The sequence below is a fragment of the Pectobacterium parmentieri genome, assembly GCF_001742145.1.
GTDB lineage: Bacteria > Pseudomonadota > Gammaproteobacteria > Enterobacterales > Enterobacteriaceae > Pectobacterium > Pectobacterium parmentieri.
Genome location: NZ_CP015749.1, coordinates 4,286,071 through 4,307,666, shown reverse-complemented (window position 1 = coordinate 4,307,666; position 21,596 = coordinate 4,286,071). Strand labels below are relative to the sequence as shown.

23 protein-coding genes are annotated in these 21,596 nt (G+C 54.2%); 17 read left to right on the top strand and 6 right to left on the bottom strand.

From position 1 onward, the window contains the following. Positions 1-197: 197 nt before the first annotated feature. Positions 198-863 carry a RadC family protein gene (radC, locus tag A8F97_RS19505; protein WP_014701965.1) on the bottom strand — a complete coding sequence of 222 codons (666 nt, stop codon included), beginning with the start codon at positions 861-863 and terminating at the stop codon, positions 198-200. Between the two features lie 153 nt (positions 864-1,016). Here radC and coaBC point away from each other — a divergent pair, with 153 nt between their 5' ends. The 3 genes from coaBC (at position 1,017) to slmA (ending at position 3,445) form a co-directional block, all read left to right on the top strand. Further along, positions 1,017-2,294, top strand: coding sequence for a bifunctional phosphopantothenoylcysteine decarboxylase/phosphopantothenate--cysteine ligase CoaBC (gene coaBC, locus A8F97_RS19500; RefSeq protein WP_373370592.1), 1,278 nt, complete (start codon positions 1,017-1,019; stop codon positions 2,292-2,294). After that, entirely contained in the window at positions 2,272-2,730 is a 459-nt protein-coding gene (dut, locus tag A8F97_RS19495; RefSeq protein WP_005967975.1) for a dUTP diphosphatase, read from the top strand. The genes coaBC and dut overlap by 23 nt, the downstream gene beginning before the upstream one ends. A gap of 118 nt (positions 2,731-2,848) precedes the next feature. Next, positions 2,849-3,445, top strand: coding sequence for a nucleoid occlusion factor SlmA (gene slmA / locus A8F97_RS19490; protein ID WP_005967978.1), 597 nt, complete (start codon positions 2,849-2,851; stop codon positions 3,443-3,445). Between the two features lie 91 nt (positions 3,446-3,536). Here slmA and pyrE read toward each other — a convergent pair whose 3' ends face one another. Together pyrE and rph are read right to left on the bottom strand one after the other, a co-directional pair. Next, positions 3,537-4,178: an orotate phosphoribosyltransferase gene (pyrE, locus tag A8F97_RS19485; RefSeq protein ID WP_015731500.1), complete on the bottom strand. Its 642-nt coding sequence runs from the start codon at positions 4,176-4,178 to the stop codon at positions 3,537-3,539. 185 nt (positions 4,179-4,363) lie between these two features. Continuing rightward, positions 4,364-5,080 carry a ribonuclease PH gene (rph, locus tag A8F97_RS19480; protein WP_014701968.1) on the bottom strand — a complete coding sequence of 239 codons (717 nt, stop codon included), beginning with the start codon at positions 5,078-5,080 and terminating at the stop codon, positions 4,364-4,366. 245 nt (positions 5,081-5,325) lie between these two features. Here rph and ycjG point away from each other — a divergent pair, with 245 nt between their 5' ends. From ycjG to A8F97_RS19415, 13 genes are all read left to right on the top strand, one after another. After that, the gene (ycjG, locus tag A8F97_RS19475; RefSeq protein ID WP_025919733.1) at positions 5,326-6,291 is read left to right on the top strand and encodes an L-Ala-D/L-Glu epimerase; all 966 of its coding nucleotides are present in this window, start codon (positions 5,326-5,328) and stop codon (positions 6,289-6,291) included. Positions 6,292-6,335: 44 nt separating this feature from the next. After that, complete coding sequence (locus A8F97_RS19470; RefSeq protein WP_014701970.1) at positions 6,336-8,207, top strand: ABC transporter ATP-binding protein; 1,872 nt, start codon at positions 6,336-6,338, stop codon at positions 8,205-8,207. Between the two features lie 87 nt (positions 8,208-8,294). Beyond that, the gene (locus A8F97_RS19465) at positions 8,295-9,836 is read left to right on the top strand and encodes a glutathione ABC transporter substrate-binding protein (protein WP_014701971.1); all 1,542 of its coding nucleotides are present in this window, start codon (positions 8,295-8,297) and stop codon (positions 9,834-9,836) included. A gap of 18 nt (positions 9,837-9,854) precedes the next feature. Continuing rightward, a complete protein-coding gene (locus A8F97_RS19460; protein ID WP_005967994.1) occupies positions 9,855-10,775 on the top strand; it encodes an ABC transporter permease in 921 nt (306 codons plus the stop codon). An 8-nt stretch (positions 10,776-10,783) separates the two neighbouring features. Further along, a complete protein-coding gene (locus tag A8F97_RS19455) occupies positions 10,784-11,683 on the top strand; it encodes an ABC transporter permease subunit (protein ID WP_014701972.1) in 900 nt (299 codons plus the stop codon). A gap of 8 nt (positions 11,684-11,691) precedes the next feature. Then, a complete protein-coding gene (locus A8F97_RS19450) occupies positions 11,692-12,774 on the top strand; it encodes a DmpA family aminopeptidase (RefSeq protein ID WP_033072460.1) in 1,083 nt (360 codons plus the stop codon). 2 nt (positions 12,775-12,776) lie between these two features. Continuing rightward, positions 12,777-13,598, top strand: coding sequence for a M55 family metallopeptidase (locus tag A8F97_RS19445; protein WP_014701974.1), 822 nt, complete (start codon positions 12,777-12,779; stop codon positions 13,596-13,598). 49 nt (positions 13,599-13,647) lie between these two features. Further along, positions 13,648-14,595, top strand: a complete 948-nt coding sequence (locus A8F97_RS19440) for an isoaspartyl peptidase/L-asparaginase family protein (RefSeq protein WP_033072459.1) — start codon at positions 13,648-13,650, stop codon at positions 14,593-14,595. Positions 14,596-15,067: 472 nt separating this feature from the next. Next, the gene (locus A8F97_RS19435) at positions 15,068-15,976 is read left to right on the top strand and encodes a LysR family transcriptional regulator (protein ID WP_033072458.1); all 909 of its coding nucleotides are present in this window, start codon (positions 15,068-15,070) and stop codon (positions 15,974-15,976) included. A 98-nt stretch (positions 15,977-16,074) separates the two neighbouring features. Further along, a complete protein-coding gene (locus A8F97_RS19430) occupies positions 16,075-16,938 on the top strand; it encodes a YicC/YloC family endoribonuclease (RefSeq protein WP_033072457.1) in 864 nt (287 codons plus the stop codon). 134 nt (positions 16,939-17,072) lie between these two features. Beyond that, entirely contained in the window at positions 17,073-17,399 is a 327-nt protein-coding gene (locus A8F97_RS19425; RefSeq protein ID WP_033072456.1) for a helix-turn-helix domain-containing protein, read from the top strand. A 262-nt stretch (positions 17,400-17,661) separates the two neighbouring features. After that, positions 17,662-17,835 (top strand): hypothetical protein, encoded by a 174-nt coding sequence (locus A8F97_RS24470; RefSeq protein ID WP_014702006.1) that lies wholly within the window; start codon positions 17,662-17,664, stop codon positions 17,833-17,835. A gap of 146 nt (positions 17,836-17,981) precedes the next feature. Continuing rightward, entirely contained in the window at positions 17,982-18,539 is a 558-nt protein-coding gene (locus A8F97_RS19415) for a hypothetical protein (RefSeq protein WP_014702007.1), read from the top strand. A gap of 47 nt (positions 18,540-18,586) precedes the next feature. On the opposite strand, the gene A8F97_RS19410 is transcribed toward A8F97_RS19415, so the two are convergent. Then, on the bottom strand, positions 18,587-19,132 hold the full coding sequence (locus A8F97_RS19410) for a hypothetical protein (protein WP_183042269.1): 546 nt from the start codon (positions 19,130-19,132) through the stop codon (positions 18,587-18,589). Between the two features lie 113 nt (positions 19,133-19,245). Between A8F97_RS19410 and A8F97_RS19405 the strand changes: the two genes are divergently transcribed. Next, a complete protein-coding gene (locus A8F97_RS19405; RefSeq protein ID WP_183042270.1) occupies positions 19,246-19,632 on the top strand; it encodes a hypothetical protein in 387 nt (128 codons plus the stop codon). 154 nt (positions 19,633-19,786) lie between these two features. Here A8F97_RS19405 and A8F97_RS19400 read toward each other — a convergent pair whose 3' ends face one another. Both A8F97_RS19400 and A8F97_RS19395 read right to left on the bottom strand, forming a co-directional pair. Then, the gene (locus A8F97_RS19400) at positions 19,787-20,956 is read right to left on the bottom strand and encodes an AI-2E family transporter (RefSeq protein ID WP_014702010.1); all 1,170 of its coding nucleotides are present in this window, start codon (positions 20,954-20,956) and stop codon (positions 19,787-19,789) included. Positions 20,957-21,049: 93 nt separating this feature from the next. Continuing rightward, on the bottom strand, positions 21,050-21,550 hold the full coding sequence (locus A8F97_RS19395; RefSeq protein ID WP_014702011.1) for a GrpB family protein: 501 nt from the start codon (positions 21,548-21,550) through the stop codon (positions 21,050-21,052). Positions 21,551-21,596 lie beyond the last annotated feature (46 nt).

The window sequence follows — 21,596 nt, the reverse complement described above, 5'->3', positions numbered from 1 at the left end:
GGGTTTGACCGCCTCGTCAGGCTTTAGAGCCCATCTCAGCAACTTCACTGAAAAGACTCTGTCATCAGGATAAACCTGCTGAGATAGGCTCTTAACGCCACACCCAAGATTCTCAAAGGTGGCGTAGTATACGCTCTGAAGCGTAAGTGCTCAAGTCCCGAACAGCTAAAGATCCCACTGGATCGCGGAAATATCTGTTAAATCCAGCCACGCTCGGCAAAAGAAACGTATTCGCCATGCCCAATGACTAAATGATCGAGCACGCGGATCTCCATTAACAGGCACGCTTTGACAATCTGTTCGGTTATCGCACGGTCAGCCTGACTCGGCTCCGCTTTTCCCGACGGATGATTATGCGCCAAAATCAGCGCGGCGGCATTCGCCTTTAGCGCTTCACGCACAATTTCACGCGGGTGTACTTCCACACTGTTAATCGTACCAACAAACATCTCCTGATGGCGAATAACATGATGCTGATTATCCAAAAACAGGACTAAAAAAACCTCGCGCTCACGTCGCGACAGCAGCAACTGCAGATATTGACCGGTCGCTTCCGGGTTTAGCATCGCATCCTCTTTCGCCAGGCGGGAGAAAAACAGCCGCCGCGACAGCTCTGCGATCGCCTTAAGCTGCGTATATTTTGATATTCCTACACCTCTGGCACTGTGAAACGCAGACTGATCGGCCATCATAAGTTGATAGAGCGACCCAAACTGCGCCAATAATCCCTCTGCCAACTGCATCACATGCACACCGGGTAGCCCTGTGCGTAGAAAAATCGCCAGCAGTTCGGCATCCGTCAGCGATTCCGCACCTAAACGCACCAGTTTTTCACGTGGTGCCAATCCCTTTTCCCAACCCATCAGCCTCTCCCTGTACCGCTCAACAACATCATGTCACACCAGCAAAAACAGGACGATATCGCCGATAAAAGGCTGCGAAGTGCCTCGCAATCTTCTTAGGGAAACCCTGGCAACAACCTTAAGATTCTTATCTGACCGCAAGGTTATGATAAAATGACGCCTCTTCGGACTTTTAATCGGACCATGATGATGACGGAATTTTCCAGCCTGAATGCACTCTCCGGCAAACGAATCGTGCTGGGTATCAGCGGCGGCATTGCTGCGTATAAGTGCCCGGAACTGGTACGGCGCCTGCGCGATGGCGGAGCCGACGTTCGGGTTGTCATGACCTCTGCCGCTAAAGCTTTCATCACTCCACTGACGCTACAAGCCGTCTCTGGCTATCCCGTATCAGACGACCTGTTAGATCCCGCAGCAGAAGCCTCAATGGGCCACATCGAGTTAGGGAAATGGGCTGATTTAGTCATTCTTGCCCCCGCCACCGCCGACCTGATTGCCCGCGTCGCCGCTGGCATGGCAAACGACCTGTTGACCACCCTTTGCCTGGCGACATCCGCCCGTATCGCCGTTGTCCCTGCGATGAACCAGCAGATGTATCGCGCAGAACCCACGCAGGACAACCTGCGCACGCTGGCCGCGCGAGGCTTGCCGATCTGGGGGCCGGATAGCGGCAGTCAGGCGTGTGGCGATGTTGGGCCAGGCCGCATGATCGACCCGATGGACATTGTTGGGCAGGCGCAGCGTCATTTTTCTGCCATCAACGATCTGCAACATCTGAACATTCTGGTCACCGCTGGGCCGACGAGAGAAGCACTGGACCCGGTTCGCTTTATCACCAACCACAGCTCTGGGAAAATGGGCTTTGCTATTGCGCAGGCCGCTGCTGCCCGTGGCGCTAACGTCACACTGGTAAGCGGCCCCGTCTCGCTTGCTACACCGCAGGGCGTCACGCGTATTGATGTCGGCAGCGCGCTGGAGATGGAGCATGCTGTGATGGAACACGCAGCACGGCAGCACATTGTTATCGGTTGTGCTGCAGTTGCAGACTACCGCGCCAAACACATCGCCGATGAGAAGATTAAAAAACAGAACCAGCAGGGTGATGAAATGACTCTCACTCTGGTCAAAAATCCAGATATTATCGCCGGTGTCGCCGCGATGACGAAAAATCGTCCTTATGTTGTCGGGTTTGCTGCCGAAACCCAGAATGTGGAAGAATACGCCCGGCAGAAACTGGCGCGTAAAAAACTGGACCTGATTTGCGCGAACAACGTCTCTCTTTCCGGGCATGGTTTTAACAGTGAAACCAATGCGTTACACCTTTTTTGGCAAGATGGAGACACGCCGTTGCCGCAGTGCGACAAACGTCTTCTTGGCCAAAAATTAATCGACGAGATTATCAGCCGTTATGATGAAAAAAATCGACGTTAAGATTGTTGACCCACGCGTTGGGCAACAATTCCCGTTACCAACCTATGCCACACCGGGTTCTGCCGGGCTCGATCTGCGTGCCTGTCTGGATCAGGCGATTGAACTCAAAGCCGGAGAAACTACTCTGATTCCAACCGGGCTGGCGATTCACATTGCCGATACCGGGCTAGCGGCGGTTATTCTGCCTCGTTCTGGGCTAGGCCATAAACACGGCGTAGTGCTGGGGAATCTGGTTGGTCTGATCGATTCAGACTATCAAGGGCAACTAATGGTTTCCGTCTGGAACCGTGGTCAACAGTCGTTTACGGTTGAACCGGGCGAGCGCATCGCACAGATGGTTTTTGTGCCCGTCGTTCAGGCCGAATTTAATCTGGTCGAAGATTTCGTCGGCAGCGAACGTGGAGAAGGCGGCTTCGGCCACTCCGGCCGTAGCTAACGCGCTCCAGCCACCCCATAAAATTCATATAAGCCACAGCACCTATCCAAGAGGAAATGGCGACTGTGGCACTAACGGGTGCTTGTCAGTCAAATATTTAGCAAGGGTCTTTTCAGACATGGCAGAAAAAGAAAATACGAAAAGGAATCGCCGCGAGGAAATTTTGCAGGCGCTGGCGCAGATGCTGGAATCCAGCGACGGTAGCCAACGCATCACCACGGCAAAACTGGCTGCGAACGTTGGCGTGTCCGAAGCGGCGCTCTACCGGCATTTCCCCAGTAAAACGCGGATGTTTGATAGCCTGATTGAATTTATTGAGGATAGCCTGACCACCCGCATTAACCTGATTCTGCAAGACGAAAAAGAAACGTTTAATCGTCTTCGTCTGATTTTGCTGCTGATTTTAGGGTTTGCGGAACGGAATCCTGGTCTGACTCGTATCATGACAGGTCACGCGCTGATGTTTGAACAGGATCGCCTGCAGGGGCGTATTAACCAACTGTTTGAGCGTATTGAATCGCAGTTACGTCAGGTATTACGCGAGCATAAGCTACGCGATGGCAAAGGTTTCCAACATGATGAAACGCTGTTGGCTAGCCAGTTATTAGCGTTTTGTGAAGGGATGCTGTCGCGCTTTATTCGCTCTGAATTCCGCTATCGTCCGACGCAAGAATTCGATACCCGCTGGCCGCTGTTGGCCGCACAGCTAAACTAAACGTGATTTATCGCACCGCGATTTAACTTGTACAGCACCTAAATAAATAAGATTCCGCCAGATATTTCTGGCGGAACCCTGATTGATAACATTAAATCCCGTAGTGCTCACGATAGGCTTTCACCGCATCCAGATGCGCCGCCATTTCCGGCTTTTCTGCCAGATAGGCGATCAAATCCGTCAACGTAATAATCGAAATCACCTTACACTGGTAGTCGCGCTCAACTTCCTGAATGGCAGACAGATCGGCACGGCCACGCTCTTGACGATCCAGCGCAATCATCACACCTGCCAGCGTCGCACCGTGCGCACCGATGATTTCCATCGATTCACGAATCGCCGTGCCTGCCGTAATCACGTCATCAACCAGCATCACGCGGCCCTGCAATGGGCTACCGACCAGGCTGCCACCCTCACCGTGATCTTTGGCTTCTTTGCGGTTAAAACAGTACGGCAGATCGCGATCGTGATGTTCTGCCAGCGCTACCGCGGCAGTGGTGGCAATAGGAATACCTTTATAGGCTGGCCCGAACAGCAGATCGAACTCCACACCGGAATCAACCAAAGCTTCAGCATAAAAACGCCCCAGTAAGGCCAGGTCGCGCCCGGTATTAAACAGCCCGGCGTTAAAGAAATAGGGACTGATACGCCCGGATTTCAGCGTAAACTCGCCGAACTTCAATACCTGCTTGCTGAGTGCAAACTCAATAAACTGGCGCTGGTAGGCTTTCATTACTGCATCTCCTCGTTTTACGGATTAATCACGTTGTTGATCAGAATTAAAAATTGATCGGACATAAAAAATTTCCAGGAGAAATTTTCAACGTCGCTTGCGACGGCCCGTAAGGGTGGCGACCAGGGATGGGATGGCACGCCATAAAAAAAAGCGACCATCTGGTCGCTTGTCGCTTTAACAAATCAATCGGCTAAGGCCGCTTTCTGCGCCTGAACGATGGTATCGATTCCCCCTCGGGCTAGCGCCAGCAGGGTGAGTAATTCTTCGTGGCTAAACGGCTCACCTTCGGCCGTCCCCTGCACTTCAACCATGCGGCCATCTTCGGTCATGACCACATTCATGTCAGTTTCAGCAGCAGAATCTTCCACGTATTCCAGATCGCACAACGCTTCGCCGTTAACGATACCGACGGAAACCGCCGCGACCATACCTTTCATCGGGTTCTTTTTCAGCTTACCCTTGGCAACCATCTGGTTCAACGCATCTGCTAGCGCAACGCAGGCACCGGTGATGGACGCAGTACGCGTGCCACCATCCGCCTGCAACACATCACAGTCGAGCGTGATGGTGTATTCGCCGAGCACTTTCAGGTCGATAGCCGCACGCAGGGAACGTGCGATCAGACGCTGAATCTCCAGCGTCCGCCCACCCTGCTTGCCTTTGGCGGCTTCACGCGCGTTACGGCTGTGCGTCGCACGTGGCAGCATACCGTATTCGGCAGTGACCCATCCTTGCCCCTGACCTTTCAGAAAGCGCGGAACACCCTCTTCTACCGTGGCATTGCATAACACTTTGGTGTCGCCAAACTCGACCAAAACGGAACCTTCGGCGTGTTTCGTGTAATGACGGGTGAATGTAAGGGGGCGTACTTGCTGTGCACTTCGGCCTGTTGGGCGCATGGCTCATCTCCGGTGGGTCAATGAAAACTGGCGCGCATTATACGGTCTTCACGGCGCGCTGCCTAATCTTACCCTGCGCCAGCACCGATAAATTTGCAAGATTAGCGGTTAATTCTTCATCAGCCATACCTTATCCTTATGGTATAACCTGAGGTTATACCCTACTCATAAACAAGTATTCGTCAGTGATGATGCATCATGAAATAGTCCGTTCATCCCTTGAGCGTGAATGAGAAAAAATCATGATGCGGCATATGCACATTGAAACCGTCAATCTGCCACTGGCTCGCCCCATCACGGCCGATAACGGCACGCGTCATGTAGTCAGCGTTATCCGCGTCTCGCTGGAAGAAAAAGGATTTATTGGGCAAGGCGAATGCACGCCTGCCGCCTATTATGGCGAGTCTGCCGACAGCGTATGCCGCCAACTTTCTGCGATCCGTGAGGCAGTAGAAAACGGCCTCACCATTGAACAACTCCAGCAGGAGTTATCGCCAGGCGCGGCCAGAAATGCGCTGGACTGTGCGCTGTGGCGGCTCAACACCGCATTGAAAAAACAGACGCTGTGGCAACACCTCGATATCCGTCCACCGGCATCCGTGGTCTGTGCGCAAACGTTGGCGCTCGACAGCGTGGAAAAAATGGCCGCTGCGGCCTCAAATGCCATTTCCCACGGCGCACTACTGCTGAAAATCAAGTTGGATCGTGAACTGATTCTGGAACGGGTTGCGGCCATTCGTGCCGCCGCGCCCGATGCCAGATTGATTATCGACGCGAGAGCAAGCTGGAGCGGGCTGGATTTACACAGCCTATCCAAGGCTCTGCTGCCTTATCAGGTTTCGATGATCGAACAACCGCTTCCTGTCGGTAAGGACGACGATTTACAACGCTTTGCCCATCCGATCCCCATCTGCGCGGATGAAAGCTGCCGCCACAGCGGTGACATCGTCGGGCTGCGCCGTCGTTATGACATGATCAACATCAAGCTGGACAAGTGTGGCGGACTGACTGAGGCGCTGGCAATGGTACGCGAGGCAAGATTCCACGGCCTGCGCATTATGGTCGGCTGCATGCTGGGCTCGTCGATGGCAATGGAGGCCGCTTTGCCGATCGCGGCAGACGCCGACCATGTCGATCTCGATGGACCGATCTGGCTAGCAGCAGACAGCTCACCTTATCTAACCTATAACCTTGGCCGAATCTGGCTATGACGCTATCAACTGACGCAACCCTAAAACCCTCAACCGGAGTGACCATGACGGATATCATGCACGCGGGTGCCGCCACAGCACCCGGTAACGCCTCCAGACCTGTACTGGAAATCGACGATCTGAGCGTTAGTTTTAGCGGCCGTTCCGGCACGCATCAGGCACTAAAAGGCATTTCCTTTACCGTCAATAAAGGGGAAGTGGTCGCCGTGGTAGGCGAAAGTGGTTCAGGTAAATCCGTGACATCACTCACCGTGATGGGATTGCTGGCAGATTCTGCCAACATCGGGCACGGTGCAATCCGTTTCACCGCACGCGACGGCCAACAACATGACTTGTTGAGCATGAAAGCAGAAGCGCGCCGTAAGCTGCGCGGCCGCGAGCTCGCCATGATCTTTCAGGAACCGATGACCTCACTGAATCCGGTGCTGAAAGTCGGCGATCAGCTCACCGAAGCCCTGCTTGATCACGAAATCTGTGATGCCGCCAGTGCCGACAAAAAAGCCCGTGAACTGCTGCGCAAAGTGCGCATTGCAGACGTCGATCGCGTGATGAAAAGCTACCCGCACTCGCTGTCCGGCGGGATGCGCCAGCGTGTGATGATTGCCCAGGCGCTGGCCTGCGATCCGCAACTGTTGATAGCTGATGAACCCACCACCGCGTTGGATGTCACCGTGCAGGCACGCATTCTGCAAATCCTGCGCGACCTGCAACAACAGAGCGACATGGCGGTATTGTTTATTACCCACGATATGGGCGTAGTCGCAGAAATCGCTGACCGCGTCGTGGTGATGTATCGCGGCGAAATCGTAGAGCAAGGCACTGTCGAACAGATTTTCGCAGCACCGCAGCACCCATACACCCAATCGCTGCTGGCCGCCGTACCCAAACTGGGCGACATGCGCGAGAGCCTGTGGCCGAAACGCTTCCCGCTGTTGGGGCAGGCCGCCGACCCAGACAACATTGAACAGGTTACCGCCCGTTATGATGCTGAGCCGCTGTTAGATATTCGCGGGCTGCGCGTCTATTACCCGATACGCAGTGGGATTTTATCTAAGGTGACCCACCACGTTCACGCGGTAGAGCAGATCGATTTTAACGTCTGGCCGGGCGAAACGCTGGCGATCGTCGGCGAAAGCGGTTGTGGCAAATCCACCACCGGACGCGCCCTGCTGCGTCTGGTACAGAGCGAAGCCGAGAGCATTCATTTTCAGGGCAACGAAATTTCTCAGATGAAAGAGCGCGATTTCCAACCGCTGCGTCGGGAAATGCAGATGGTGTTTCAAGACCCGTATGCCTCGCTCAATCCGCGCCTGACGGTCGGCTTCACCATCGCTGAACCGCTGCTGCTGCACGGGTTGGTGAAATCACTGGAAGAGGCAACGCCGCAGGTACAGGCGCTGCTCAAAAGCGTCGGTCTATTGCCTGAACACGCTCGCCGTTATCCACACGAATTTTCCGGCGGACAGCGCCAGCGTATCGCGATCGCTCGTGCGATGGCGTTGCAGCCGCAGGTCATCATTGCTGACGAAGCCGTCTCGGCGCTCGATGTGTCAATTCAGGCGCAGGTCGTTAACCTGATGATGGATCTCCAGAAGAAAACCGGCGTGTCGTGGATTTTCATCTCACACGATATGGCGGTGGTCGAACGCATCGCCAACCGCGTCGCGGTGATGTACCTCGGCCAAATTGTGGAAATCGGCCCGCGCCAGTCGGTGTTTAACGATCCGCAGCATCCGTATACCCGCCGCCTGTTGGCCTCGGTTCCGATTGCCGATCCAACCCGTCGTGGTACACGCCAGTTTGACGACAGCGAAATCCCCTCCCCCTTACGTAAAGCAGGTGAGGCCGTCGCCAAAACGCGCTACCGCGAGGTTGCGCCGCAGCACTGGGTTGCCGACAACGAATCGGCTGCCTGAAGCACGATGTAGTTACAAAAGAATAGCGACAAAACACAACATTTATAAAACACAACACACGTTCATTGCTGACCAGGAGAGATAACCATGAAGCCATTCGTTCGCCGCTCTGCCGTTGCCCTCGGGCTCTCACTGTGTCTGGCTGCTGTTGCCCAGGCGCAAGACCTTCGTATTTCCATTTATGCCGATATCACCGGGCTCGACCCGCACGACACCTCGGATACGCTGAGCTACTCCATTCAGAGTGGTATCTTCGAGCGTCTATTCCAGTTCGATAATAAAATGAAGCTGGTGCCGCGTCTGGCGACGGGCTATACCAGCAACGACACCGCCACCGAGTTTGTCGTAACGCTGCGCGAAGGTATCACCTTCCAGGACGGCGCACCGTTCAACGCCGACGCCGTTAAAGCTAACCTCGACCGTTTGGCCGATCAGAGCAAAGGCTTAAAGCGCAACAGCCTGTTTAACATGGTGCAAACCGTCACCGTACTGTCGCCAACGCAGGTCAAAATCGAGCTGAACAAATCCTTCGGCGCCTTTGTGAACACCCTGGCGCACCCGTCAGCCGTGATGCACAGCCCAGAAGCGCTGAAGAAATATCCAGATGAAGCACAGTTGCGCGTACACCCAGTCGGGACGGGTCCATTCAAGTTCACCGAATGGCAGCAGGGTAAAGACGTGAAGCTGGTGAAATTCGACAGCTACTGGCAGAAAGGCTGGCCGAAAGTCGATAGCGTCACCTTCTACCCAACGCCGGAAGATTCCACCCGCGTAGCATCACTGAAATCTGGCCAGGTCGATGCGATCTATCCGCTGCCTTCCGACCTGATTAGCACCGTACAAAACGACAGCAAGCTGGCGATTCAGCGCGACCCAAGTATTTATCAGTTCTGGTTGGCGATGAATAACCTGCGTCCGCCGCTGAACGATATCCGCGTGCGTCAGGCGCTCAACTACGCCATCAACCGCGACATCTGGCTGAAAGTGGGCTTTGCTGGCATGGGCGTTCCTGCTTCATCCGCGATGGCACCGGACGTACAGTTCTTCGCGCGCCAGACCTCGCCGAACTACACCTATAACCCAGAAAAAGCTAAGGCACTGCTGAAAGAAGCGGGCTACGCCAACGGCCTGAGCCTGAAACTGTGGACGACGAACCGCACCGACTACATCCGCAGCGCACAGTTTTTCAAACAGCAGTTAGAGCAGGTCGGCATCAAAGTCACCGTCACTCCGATGGATTCCGGGATGCGTAACGCCAAACTGTTTGGCGTAAAAGACCCGAAAGAAGCCGAATTTGACCTGTTCTACAACGGCTGGTCTCCGTCTACCGGTGATGCCGACTGGGCGCTGCGTCCGCTGTTCGCGACTGAATCCTGGGTGCCAGCCGCTTATAACGTCTCCTACTACAGCAACCCAGTAGCGGATAAGGCGATTATCGCCGGGTTGGCGACTGCCGATGCTGACAAACGTGCCACTGCTTATGCTGATGCCCAACGTCAGATTTGGCAGGATGCGCCCGTAGTCTTCCTGGGTACACCGGACAATATCGTCGGTAAAACCAAGAACCTCGACGGCGTGTACATGCTGGCTGATGGCTCACTGATCTTCGATCAAGCTGAATTTAAGTAATCGGTCAGGGAGAACGCCATGTTTGCTTATATCGTCCGACGTTTGCTGGAAATGATCCCGGTTCTGCTGGTGGTCTCCCTGTTAGTGTTCGGTTTTATCAAACTGCTGCCGGGTGATCCGGCACGTATTTACGCTGGCGCTGACGCGACCATTGAGGCGGTGGAAGCCGCCCGTCAGCAGCTAGGGTTAAACGATCCGCTGCCACAACAGTATGTCCGCTGGCTCGGCGGCTTGTTCAGCGGCGATTTGGGTGTGACATACCGCACGCAGCAGCCGGTCATCGACGTCATCAGCAAAAGCTTTATGCCCACCATGTGGTTGGCGCTGGCGGGTTTTGTCTGGTCGGTGCTGCTTGGCCTGCTGATCGGCGTGGTTTCCGCGCTCAAACGGGGGAAATGGCAAGACTGGACATTAATGAGTTTCGCGGTCGGCGGGATTTCCATGCCGCCGTTCTGGCTCGGCCTGTTGCTGATTCAGTTTGTGGCCATGCCGTTCGGCGTCTTTTCCGTCAGCGGCTTTAATCAGCCCAGCGATATCATTCTGCCCGCACTGACGCTCGGGGCATCGGTGGCTGCCGTGATGGCGCGCTTTACCCGATCCGCGTTTCTGGAAGTCGCACAGGAAGATTACGTGCGAACTGCGCGCTCCAAGGGGCTACGCAATCGGCTGGTCACCTGGAAGCACGTGATGCGAAACGCGCTGATCCCAGTCATCACCATGTTGGGGCTGCAATTCGGCTTCCTACTCGGTGGCTCCATCGTGGTTGAAAGCGTGTTTAGCTGGCCGGGACTGGGCTGGCTGTTGATTGAGTCGATCAAAACGCAGGATCAGCCGGTCATTCAGGCGCTGGTGATGCTGTTCGTGTTTGAATTTATTGTCATTAACCTGTTGGTGGACCTGCTGTACGCGGTGGTCAATCCGGCGATTCGCCTACGTTAGGAGACACGATGAACCTCCCTTCCGAACCCGTCGTGGCCGTTGCCACGCTTGATGAAGAAACGATACGTTCGCCGTGGCGCGATTTCGTTCAGGTCTTTATCCGTAACCCGATGGCGCTGGTGTCCAGCGGCTTCGTCCTGCTGCTGGTGCTGGTCGCCATTTTCGCCCCTTGGCTGGCACCGTGGAACCCGATGGAGCCAGACTGGGCAGAGCTGGCGTCCCCCCCTTCGGCAGCACACTGGATGGGCACCGACGATCTGGGGCGCGATGTGATGAGCCGTATCATCTACGGCGCACGTATCTCGTTATACATCGGTATTTTCTCCGTCACGCTGGGCATGCTGGTCGGTATCGTGCTCGGCCTGTTAGCGGGGTACTACGGTCGCTGGGTGGATACGCTGATCATGCGCGGTTCCGACGTGCTGTTCGCCTTCCCTGGCATGCTGCTGGCGATTGCGGTCGTCGCGATCCTCGGCCCCGGCCTGAATAACGTAATTATCGCCGTGGCAGTCTTCAGCGTGCCGGTCTTCGCCCGTATCGTGCGAGCCTCCACGCTGTCGCTGAAACAGGCGGCCTATGTAGAAGCGGTACGCTGCGCTGGTGCGCCGGATCGCATCATACTCATGCGCCACATCCTGCCCGGCACGCTGCCTAACGTGATCGTCTATTTCACCATGCGTATCGGCACCAGCATCCTGACCGCAGCAGGGCTGAGCTTCATCGGCCTTGGTCCAGAGCCGGACGTGCCTGAATGGGGCAATATTCTGGCGATGAGCCGCAGCCTGATGATGGCAGGCGCGTGGCACGTCAGCGTGTTCCCCGGTCTGGCGATTTTCTTCACCGTGCTGGCGTTTAACCTGCTTGGGGATGCGCTGCGTGATACGCTCGATCCCAAACTGAAAAGCTGAGGAAGCCGATGCACGACTATCACCAGCAGCAGCAGGCGCTGTTGCTACAACGCTGGAAAACGACGCGGCAATTGGGTACGCCGCGCTCGGCCAGCGGGCCGCATAACAGCATTAGCGATGTGGCAGGCGTGCGCGTCGGCCACTGCACGCTGGCAGCGGGGGAAGTGCAAACCGGCGTGACCGCGATTGTGCCGCCCGGCGAAAATCTGTTCACTCAGCCCCTACCCTGCGGCGCAGCGGTGCTGAACGGCTTCGCTAAGCCCGTCGGACTGGTGCAGATTGAGGAGTTGGGGCTACTGCAAACCCCTATCCTGCTAAGCAATACGCTGGCAACCGGCACGCTGTTTACCGCGCTGGTGCGCGACGCGATTGCCTGCAATCCTGAATTGGGCCGCACGCTGCCGACGGTGAACCCGCTGGCGCTGGAGTGCAACGACGGCTGGCTGAACGACATTCAGGCGCTGGCGGTAACGGAACCGATGGCGCGGCAAGCGCTGGACAGTGCAACAGACAGCTTCGCACGCGGCAGCGTCGGTGCCGGACGTGGCATGAGCTGCTTTAGTCTGAAAGGCGGCATCGGCACTGCATCGCGCCAGATCCCCGAATTGAACGCCACGCTCGGCGTGCTGGTGCTGGCAAACTTCGGCACGCTTTCCGCGCTGACGCTGGACGGCGTACAGATGGGAGACGCGATAGCACCCCTTTTACCGGGGCTCGCACCGCAGCAGGACGCGGGATCGATCATCATTATCATGGCAACGGATGCACCGCTCGATGCACGCCAACTCAAACGCATCGCCAAACGCGCGGGTGCAGGATTAGGTCGGCTCGGCAGCTACTGGGGACACGGTTCCGGCGACATCGCTGTAGCGTTCTCCACCTGTCCACAACCGCAACCGCCGGAGGATGCGCAGCTTGAACCGCTGTTAAGCGCCGCCGCCGATGCGACCGAACATGCGGTGCTCGACGCCATGCTTCAGGCAGACGCCGTTACCGGTTTTCGCGGCCATCATCGCCCGACACTGCCACAAGCGTTGGATAAGCTAGCCGCGGCTCTCTCTTCTGTAGGACATTCTCCCGTAGGAAATTGATTATGAAAATTTTTATCTCCGCTGATATTGAAGGGATCGCGGGCGTAATGCGCCCAGAGCAGTGCAGCCCTGGCACCGCGGAATACCAACTGGCACGCGGCCTGATGGAACAGGAAGTGAATGCCGCCATCGACGGCGCGTTCGCGGGTGGCGCAACAGAAGTGGTGGTCGCCGACAGCCATGCGGCCATGGTTAACCTACGCGCGGAGAACATCGACGCACGCGCCCGATTGGTGCAAGGCAAGCCGCGCGGCTATTCGATGGTCGAAGGGCTGGAGCAGCAACAGTTCGACGGCCTGATGTTCATCGGCTACCACAGCGCCGCAGGCGAATTTGGCGTGCTATCGCACACCATCAACGGCCGCGCCTTCTACCGCGTGCGCATCAACGGTGAAATCATGGGCGAGAGCGACATCTACGCCGCTGCCGGCGTGGAACAAAAGACGCCGCTCTGGCTGGTCAGCGGCGACGACACGCTCCAGAATTGGATCGCCCGCTACTACCCCACCACTGACTACGCCTGCGTCAAACGCGCTATCTCGCAGCACGCGGCGGAATCCCTCAGCACCGAACAGGCACGCAAGGTGATTCGTGACGCTGCAAAGGCGGCGGTGGAAAAAGCACACCGTACACTGACTTCGCGGATTCAGGCACCTTACCGTCTTGAACTGATGGTGGCAAAACCGGTGCTGGCCGATCTATTCTGTCTGCTGCCGAACATTGAACGTTTGGATGCTATAACCGTAGGTTATACGGCACAAAGCATGCGGGAAATCACCAGTCTGCTGGGTGCATTTTCCTATCTGGCGACAACACAAAACTGATTCCGGTCTATTCGCGGCGCGAAAACCGATTGAAAAGAGAATTTATCGCATGACGAAACCCGTGATTGTGATCCACGGTGGCGCAGGCGCGCTGACCCGCTCAGCCATGAGCGCTGAAAAAGAGCAACGCTATCTGGCAGCGCTGTCCGAGATTGTCGCCAGTGGACAACGCATTCTAGCTGAAAATGGCAGCGCGCTGGATGCCGTGACGGAAGCTGTCCGCCTGCTGGAAGAGTGCCCGTTGTTCAATGCCGGACACGGTTCAGTCCTCACCCACGCGGAAACCCATGAACTGGACGCCAGCATCATGGATGGACGCTCGCTGGATGCCGGAGCCGTCAGTTGCGTCAGCCATATCCGTAACCCGATTCTGGCAGCGCGTACCATACTCGAAGCCAGTCCGCATGTGATGTTTACCGCCGATGGCGCAGAAGCCTTTGCAGAACAGCACGGTCTGGAAAGGGTTGATCCTGCATTTTTCTCCACCGACGAACGCCGTCAGCAATTACATAACGCACAGGCCGGTTCAGGCCGCGTCATCCTCGATCATGACGGCCAAAGCGACCCTATCGATCCCGACCGTAAATTCGGCACCGTAGGCGCAGTTGCTCTCGACAGTGCAGGTAACCTCGCTGCGGCCACCTCGACGGGCGGCATGACCAACAAACAAGCCGGACGCGTGGGCGATAGCCCAATCATCGGCGCAGGCTGCTACGCCAATAACCAGACGGTCGCGGTTTCCTGCACTGGCACAGGCGAAGTCTTTATGCGCGCCGTCGCCGCTTACGATGTCTCAGCGCTGATGGAATACGCTGGACTGACGCTACAACAGGCCAGCGATCGCGTGGTTATGGAGAAACTGGTGCAGATGGATGGCAGCGGCGGGATGATTGCCGTCGACAAAGCGGGCAATATCGCCCTGCCGTTCAACAGTGAAGGAATGTACCGCGGCTATGGCTACGTGGGAGAAGCACCCGTCGCCGATATCTATCGTTAAGTTGGCAGCCGCAATCGGGATAAAACGCACAATATTGGTGCAGGCGCACCAATATTGTGCGCCAAAATAGTGCAAAAATCGTTCTCATCAAGGGTTAATGTGCCATTAATCGCGGCCTTATAACCTAAATAATTCGAGTTTCAGGACAAAACGTTAGCGTTTTGAACAACGCAAAGCGTTGGCCCGCAGGGTGAGGCTCATTTATGCGCCTCGTAACGCGGCAAGCGAAGGAATCCCGATGAGCTTACTCAGGTAAGTGATTCGGGTGACTGACAAATCTGCCAGAGGCAGGTTTGAACGCTGCTTGCAGCGGCCCCAACGGGGTGAGACACACGCTAGTGTGTCGAGTAACGTAGCCAACGCACATGCAACTTGAAGTATGACGGGTATATAACCTGGCGTAATACTTGCAGGCATTTTGGTTATTACTCATACGACGTTCATCAGAAAGCGTCAGCCGGAGCCTGCATTCATGCGATTACGCCATATTGAAATCTTCCAGGCCATTGTTCAAGCAGGCACCATCAGTGGTGCAGCCCGTTTGCTCAACGTCTCGCAGCCCAATGTCAGCCGGGTATTGAATCATGCGGAACAACAGCTTGGGTTTTCTCTGTTTGAGCGGCGCACACAGGGGATGATCGCCACCGAAGAGGGGCTGCGGCTAATCCCGAAAGTGCAGGAGCTTTTCAGCCACCTGCAAAGCATCAGTTCACTCACCGAACAAATCAAAACCAGCAAAGCACACTCCGTGCGGCTGGGCGCGGCACACGCGTTTGGGCAAATGATCGTCGCACCGACACTGGTCGAATTTCATAAGCAGGCAGCCTCGGTTAACGTCGAGCTGGTGACCGAGCACTTCAGCACGTTGTGCCAGAACATCCTGCAAAACCAGCTCGATTTCGCGCTGATCTTTGGCCAACAGGTGCCGTCCGAGCTGCTGGCAGAACCGCTGTTCCAATCCACGATGGTCGCCTTGTTGCCGAAAAACAGCCCAGTGGACGGCCCAGTATCACTGGAATGGCTGTGCAACAACAACCTGCTGATGATGCAGCATCAGGACCCGCTCGGTCAGGTGGTACACCGTGCACTGCGCGACAAGGCGCTACAGCCGACGGCTTCGCTCTACATCAAGACTTACTCGGTGATTGCCGATATCGTACTGGCGGGTGGCGGCGCGGGCATCGTCGATCTCTTCACCGCCTGCCGCTACGCCGACCAACTCAAAATCGTTCCCATCGACCAGCCTCTGCCCTTTGAAGTCACGCTGATTAGTCGCCGCGACAACCCGCAATCGCAGGCAACGCTACAGTTGAAACAGATGATGAAAAACCGCTGTCGCGACATCGCCAGACAGCACGAGACGCTGCTTTACGCCGTCTGATTCGCGACAGACGCCACGCCACGGACGGTTTTTCCTATCCCCTGCGAGGGACTCAACGCTATAATCCTTCCCATCATTTGCTTTACAGGTATGCACCAATGATTCGCAGCATGACCGCTTACGCCCGCCGAGAAATCAAGGGCAACTGGGGAAGCGCAGCCTGGGAACTCCGTTCCGTTAACCAGCGCTATCTGGAAACCTATCTTCGTTTACCGGAACAGTTTCGCAGCCTCGAACCCGTGGCTCGCGAGCGTATCCGCGCCCGTTTAACCCGTGGAAAAATCGAATGCAACCTGCGTTTTGAACTCGACCCCAGTGCGCAAAGCGCGCTGATCCTGAACGAAAAGCTGGCGAAGCAGTTGGTTAATGCTGCCAACTGGGTCAAGATGCAGAGCGGTGAAGGGGAAATCAATCCGGTTGATATTTTGCGCTGGCCGGGCGTGATGTCGGCAGAAGAGCAGGATCTGGACGCCATCAGCACCGAGCTGCTGCAAGCACTGGAAGGCGCGTTGGATGACTTTATCGCCGCTCGTGAAAGCGAAGGCAATGCGCTGAAAGCGCTGATCGAACAGCGTCTGGCTGGCGTTAGCGCTGAGGTCATCAAAGTCCGTGCCCAGATGCCGAATGTCCTGTTATGGCAGCGCGAGCGCCTGCAAAGCAAGCTGGAAGATGCACAGGTACAGTTGGAAAATAACCGTCTGGAACAGGAACTGGTGCTGATGGCGCAGCGCGTCGATGTCGCTGAAGAACTCGACCGTCTCGACGCCCACGTCAAAGAAACCTACAAAATCCTGAAAAAAGAAGAAGCCGTCGGCCGCCGCCTCGACTTCATGATGCAGGAATTCAACCGCGAATCGAACACGCTGGCCTCGAAATCCATCAACGCCGACGTCACCGCTTCAGCCATCGAGTTGAAAGTACTGATTGAGCAAATGCGGGAACAGATTCAGAATATCGAGTAATTTCCACTCAAGTCTATCAAATTCTATAATGCCCTGTTTTCAGGGCATTTTTGTTTTATAATCACTACTAACCGAATCAACAGCTACGATATACATAGTATCTAAGACCTTACATAACTACGAATATCGTAGTTATGAATACTCGTCAGCAACATCGTGATATTTTCAGTCAACGTCTCAAGGATGCCCGATTATTAAGGGGGCTGTCTCAGAAAGGGCTGGGCATTGCAGCCGGAATTGATGAGTTCGTGGCAAGCGCCCGAATTAACCGCTATGAGAAAGGCGTCCACGAAGCAAGTATTGAAACTGCTCAGCAGTTGGCAGAAACACTAGACGTACCGCTTGCCTACTTCTATACAGAGAACGATGAGTTAGCCGAAATGATGTTAGCGTTTTTGGCGCTATCACCAGAGAAGAGAGCAGAGGTTTTGGCGTTGGTGAGAAATGATAGACACGCATGACAGACTGTTAAGCTGTTACCTCTAACCTCTGCTGTATATTTCGCAACCAGACAGCAAATCTCGCAAAAAAATGGGCCTATATTCCCATTTTTGGCGGCATTATAGGAATATAGTCCCATTCCCCACTCTATCTCATGCAAATGACGACAAAATCATCCCACGTTTTCATCCGTCAGATGATTGACCAATTTTTCCACCATCAGTAGGCTCGTTCATATAAACCGACTTTTTTGAGAATGTTGAGCAGCGTTTCGGAGGATTAATGGAAAAGGTGAAGCATTACGAGGGAAATCCACATTTCTCTGAAATGATCAATCAGGTACCTGAGGCGAATGAAGACTATCTGAACGCCCACCGTACTATCATTCCTTCTGCCGTCATTAAGCACTTGCCACGCATCGGTTTCATGAGGGGGACAGGTTTCAGCCCCAGATAATTTTAATGATTTGAATAAAGACGAAACTATCGACATGTTCAATGGAAAATTATGACGGTTATCAACAATGTCGATGCCAAAAACCGTCACTGAACACCATCTCAGGAACATCTTCACCCGCAACAAAACAGGGAAAAACAACCGACATGCGTTATCTCGTTCTCCCCCTCATTCTTCTTGCCTTAACAGGCTGCCAGGCGTTAACCACCTTCGATAAATACGCCACGCTGCGTCTTTACGAAGTCTATGAAGCCGAGAATCTTTCTGCCTGTAATTACAAACCGCAGTTTCGTGACTGTACTGTGGATAAGCGATCTTTTAACGTCAGGATTACTGACGATAATAGCAAAATTGCATTAGTGGTAAGAACCGAATACGCCTATTTCGGCTTTACACGCGATGATTTTGTACGGCAGACGCAGCCACTGCGTGATTTCCTGATCTGGACAGAAGATCCGAACGCGCAAGATAAACAGATCAAGCAATTACGTAAGGCCGGAAACGTTGGCGGAAGCCTGTTTTACAACACCGAGGTGGAATATCAGTTCGATTATCTGCACACGCGTGCCGATGTTCCGCTGCTCGTCGTTAAACCTCATGAAAATGCAAATTCTTACGGCCTGACCGTCGAAGAAGTGAAAAACCTACTGTCGGTGATGGATGCCTGGTATGCCGGCACGTTCTCAGGGAAACAACTGACGTAAACGCGGTAAAGACGGCCAGACAAGTTTACGTCTGGCCGAGTATTTAATTAAAATTTCTGCATTCTGGAAGAGAACTGGCCGCAGTTTTTCAGCATCAAATCTTTGACTGGTCTGCGATCGTAGTAGCCTTTTTCCGTCTTGAACACTTCGTAGACTTCAATGCGGCGTGGCGAATAAGTATCAACAAATTTACCAGTAACATAATAGTAATTCCCCACCACTGGCTTAAAGGTCACGGTACTAAACCCACCATTCGCAGCAATCATTCTGACTGCAATATTGTGTTGTGCGCTGACCCAGAATTCACGAATCATTGTTGGCGTTTCAGGAATAGCCGGGAAGCCGAGTTCTTTATTATTGAGTTTAGTTTGGAACCCAAATGCATTATTGGTGTAGCCATTTTCTGGCGCATCAATATTAACGCATCTATCTGTCGTCGGATAAACACGAATATAGTCGAGATTACGGTTATCGAATGTGACCCCTATGCGGTCAGCCCCCTGATAATCTTCCAGCTTATGACTATAGGTCGCAACCGAACATCCGCTGAGTAATACCGCACTCACCCCAATCAGAAGAATTTTTCCCAACATAACCATCCCTTACCTTTATAAAATCAGAACTTCCTGATTATTTTACGCCGTTTTTTCTTCGAAAATTTATGTTGTATTACCTCACCTTAAACACTAATGATAAACGAGGCAACGTGGCAATTTCTCTCTATTACACCGCACGACGAAAAAAATCCCTGAACCCACAAGAGACATCCGCCGTAAAAGAGATTGTCCAACGCCATTCTGTTAATGAACAAATTGAGAACTATCTGATGACTGGTGAAGGCTTAAACTGGGAGTCATTTGATTTCACTCTCAACGTGAAAACCGGTAACGTTTTCAGGAAGGGGATCGTACTCTCTGGTTCAACTAAACTTCCCGACAACGACGAGGAAGCCGCCTGGATTGGCATGCAGCACTGGTGCCAGTGCTTATCCGAGATACGTACTGCCCTGACGCACTGTGAGTGGCGCGTCACCATTGAGGATCGCAGCATACCGTGGGACACCGAGGCAAAGGCTTACAGCCCAACGCGCTGAAACCCGTGTCTCTGGCGAAGTATGCTGAAGAGGGGAGCGAATATGGACGACAACGACCTCGATGCTGCTGCCACGATCGGCGCATACGGGTTTTGGACGTAAGAGGGATCAACTCTAGAACCAATCCCTCCTACCCACGCTCAGAGCAACTCGTTTACTCCGTGGTCTTACGTTCAGCGGCCTGACCTGCTAGCACCTCGCTCTCTTCCGGTTTTGTCACATTCGGGTGCTGACGCCCTTCTTCGATAAAATCTTCATCGATACCTTCAATATTTTCCTGATTATCACGCCCAGACAGAATGTTCCAGCAGGCGATGAACAGCGCAGCAATCAGTGGACCAATCACAAAACCATTGATACCGTAGATTTCCATGCCGCCCAGCGTGGCGATCAGAATCAGGTAGTCCGGCATTTTGGTGTCTTTCCCCACCAGCAGCGGACGCAGAATGTTATCCACCAGCCCAATCACCAGCACGAAGAACGCAACAATGAAGATGGCTTGCCAGAGCATATCTGTAGCGAACAGGAAGACGGCGGCAGGCACCCAGATAATCGCCGAACCCACGGCAGGAATCAGCGACAGGAAGGCCATCAGCGATCCCCACAGCAAGCTACCTTCTATCCCCGCGATAGAGAACGCAATGCCGCCCAGCGTTCCCTGCACAATCGCCACGACTGCGGTGCCTTTCACCGTCGCCCGCGATACGGCAGCAAATTTCACCAGCAGGTGATGTTTAACGTGGGTGGAAAGCGGCAACGATTCCAGAATCAGGTTCACCAGATAGGAACCGTCTTTCAGAAGGAAAAAGAGCAGGTAGAGCATCACCCCAAAGCCAATGAAGAAGGTGAATGTTCCTTTGCCGATCAGGAGCACACTCCCTGCCAGATATTGCCCGCCTTTCAGCGCCACCTGAGAAAGCTCTTGCTGTATTTTGGCGGCGTTATCCAGATTGTGTTCCGTCAGGAAATGTCGTGCCCATTTGGGCAGATGCTGCAACAGCTCCGCCAGAACAACAGGGAATTGCGTATTACTGTCCTGCAATCGGGTGTAAACCCCGTTAATTTCCACCACCAGCGAAGAAACAATGATCCCCAATGGAATGAAGACGATCAGGAAGATAATCAGGACAGTCAACAGCGAGGCAATGCCGTTGCGGTCATTCAGTTTTTGCCGAATCTTGCTTTTCAGCGGATGGAAGATAATAGCCAATACTGCCGCCCATAAAATGGCAGAATAATACGGCGCGAGTATGTCAAAAAACGCCAGCGTGACGGCAAATAGGATCAGGATGAAGAATCCCTTCGTAAGCCCTTTAATATTCACAACGATTTCCCCTTCGTTCAATCTACCCCCGAAATATAGAACGAAGTGGGGCGTTTGCAATACAGGAAAAAGCGCATAACGCTGAGGAAATAGCTATATGCTCACGTCATGTATACCGATAAAGTCATTTTTTAACTGACTATACACCGCGGCATCGTTGTCACATGCCAGTGCGGCGGCGCGCTTTATTGCCGCGTATTCCGCACACACGGCAGGATTGGCCCGCAGATAATCACGAAAAGCCAGATGCCGCTGAATGTGCGCGTCACCCACCACAAAAGCGTGAAGATGATGAGTACGCGCGTCGCCACCCTTGGTGTAGTAACGACGTCCCGCCATGCCATTTTCGCCGCGCGGACGATAGCCCAAATCGACCATGACGTGATCTAACCGATCCAGATCGGACAGCGAAACCACCTCAAGCAGCATATCAATCACCGCTTTAGCAGGTAACCCCGGCACGGCCGTGCTGCCGATATGATGTACTCTCACCGCAACCTCGCCGAGTGCCTGCGCTAGCGCCTTTGCCGCCGTTGCGTAATTCGTCGCCCACAGTGGATCGTAATCCACCACGGCGATGATTCGTCCACCCATTCACTGATCCCCGATGCGGTCTTATCGCGTAAAGGTTATCAACGTT

Bases quoted from the DNA above. Each gene is read 5' to 3' on its own strand.
- A8F97_RS19460 (WP_005967994.1), top strand. From the start codon at position 9,855: ATGTTTGCTTATATCGTCCGACGTTTGCTGGAAATGATCCCGGTTCTG.
- A8F97_RS24470 (WP_014702006.1), top strand. From the start codon at position 17,662: ATGGAAAAGGTGAAGCATTACGAGGGAAATCCACATTTCTCTGAAATG.
- pyrE (WP_015731500.1), bottom strand. From the start codon at position 4,178: ATGAAAGCCTACCAGCGCCAGTTTATTGAGTTTGCACTCAGCAAGCAG.
- A8F97_RS19425 (WP_033072456.1), top strand. From the start codon at position 17,073: ATGAATACTCGTCAGCAACATCGTGATATTTTCAGTCAACGTCTCAAG.
- A8F97_RS19445 (WP_014701974.1), top strand. From the start codon at position 12,777: ATGAAAATTTTTATCTCCGCTGATATTGAAGGGATCGCGGGCGTAATG.
- A8F97_RS19435 (WP_033072458.1), top strand. From the start codon at position 15,068: ATGCGATTACGCCATATTGAAATCTTCCAGGCCATTGTTCAAGCAGGC.
- A8F97_RS19470 (WP_014701970.1), top strand. From the start codon at position 6,336: ATGACGGATATCATGCACGCGGGTGCCGCCACAGCACCCGGTAACGCC.
- A8F97_RS19430 (WP_033072457.1), top strand. From the start codon at position 16,075: ATGATTCGCAGCATGACCGCTTACGCCCGCCGAGAAATCAAGGGCAAC.
- A8F97_RS19450 (WP_033072460.1), top strand. From the start codon at position 11,692: ATGCACGACTATCACCAGCAGCAGCAGGCGCTGTTGCTACAACGCTGG.
- dut (WP_005967975.1), top strand. From the start codon at position 2,272: ATGATGAAAAAAATCGACGTTAAGATTGTTGACCCACGCGTTGGGCAA.
- A8F97_RS19395 (WP_014702011.1), bottom strand. From the start codon at position 21,550: ATGGGTGGACGAATCATCGCCGTGGTGGATTACGATCCACTGTGGGCG.
- coaBC (WP_373370592.1), top strand. From the start codon at position 1,017: ATGACGCCTCTTCGGACTTTTAATCGGACCATGATGATGACGGAATTT.
- A8F97_RS19440 (WP_033072459.1), top strand. From the start codon at position 13,648: ATGACGAAACCCGTGATTGTGATCCACGGTGGCGCAGGCGCGCTGACC.
- radC (WP_014701965.1), bottom strand. From the start codon at position 863: ATGGGTTGGGAAAAGGGATTGGCACCACGTGAAAAACTGGTGCGTTTA.
- A8F97_RS19455 (WP_014701972.1), top strand. From the start codon at position 10,784: ATGAACCTCCCTTCCGAACCCGTCGTGGCCGTTGCCACGCTTGATGAA.
- slmA (WP_005967978.1), top strand. From the start codon at position 2,849: ATGGCAGAAAAAGAAAATACGAAAAGGAATCGCCGCGAGGAAATTTTG.
- A8F97_RS19415 (WP_014702007.1), top strand. From the start codon at position 17,982: ATGCGTTATCTCGTTCTCCCCCTCATTCTTCTTGCCTTAACAGGCTGC.
- A8F97_RS19410 (WP_183042269.1), bottom strand. From the start codon at position 19,132: ATGTTGGGAAAAATTCTTCTGATTGGGGTGAGTGCGGTATTACTCAGC.
- ycjG (WP_025919733.1), top strand. From the start codon at position 5,326: ATGCGGCATATGCACATTGAAACCGTCAATCTGCCACTGGCTCGCCCC.
- A8F97_RS19465 (WP_014701971.1), top strand. From the start codon at position 8,295: ATGAAGCCATTCGTTCGCCGCTCTGCCGTTGCCCTCGGGCTCTCACTG.
- rph (WP_014701968.1), bottom strand. From the start codon at position 5,080: ATGCGCCCAACAGGCCGAAGTGCACAGCAAGTACGCCCCCTTACATTC.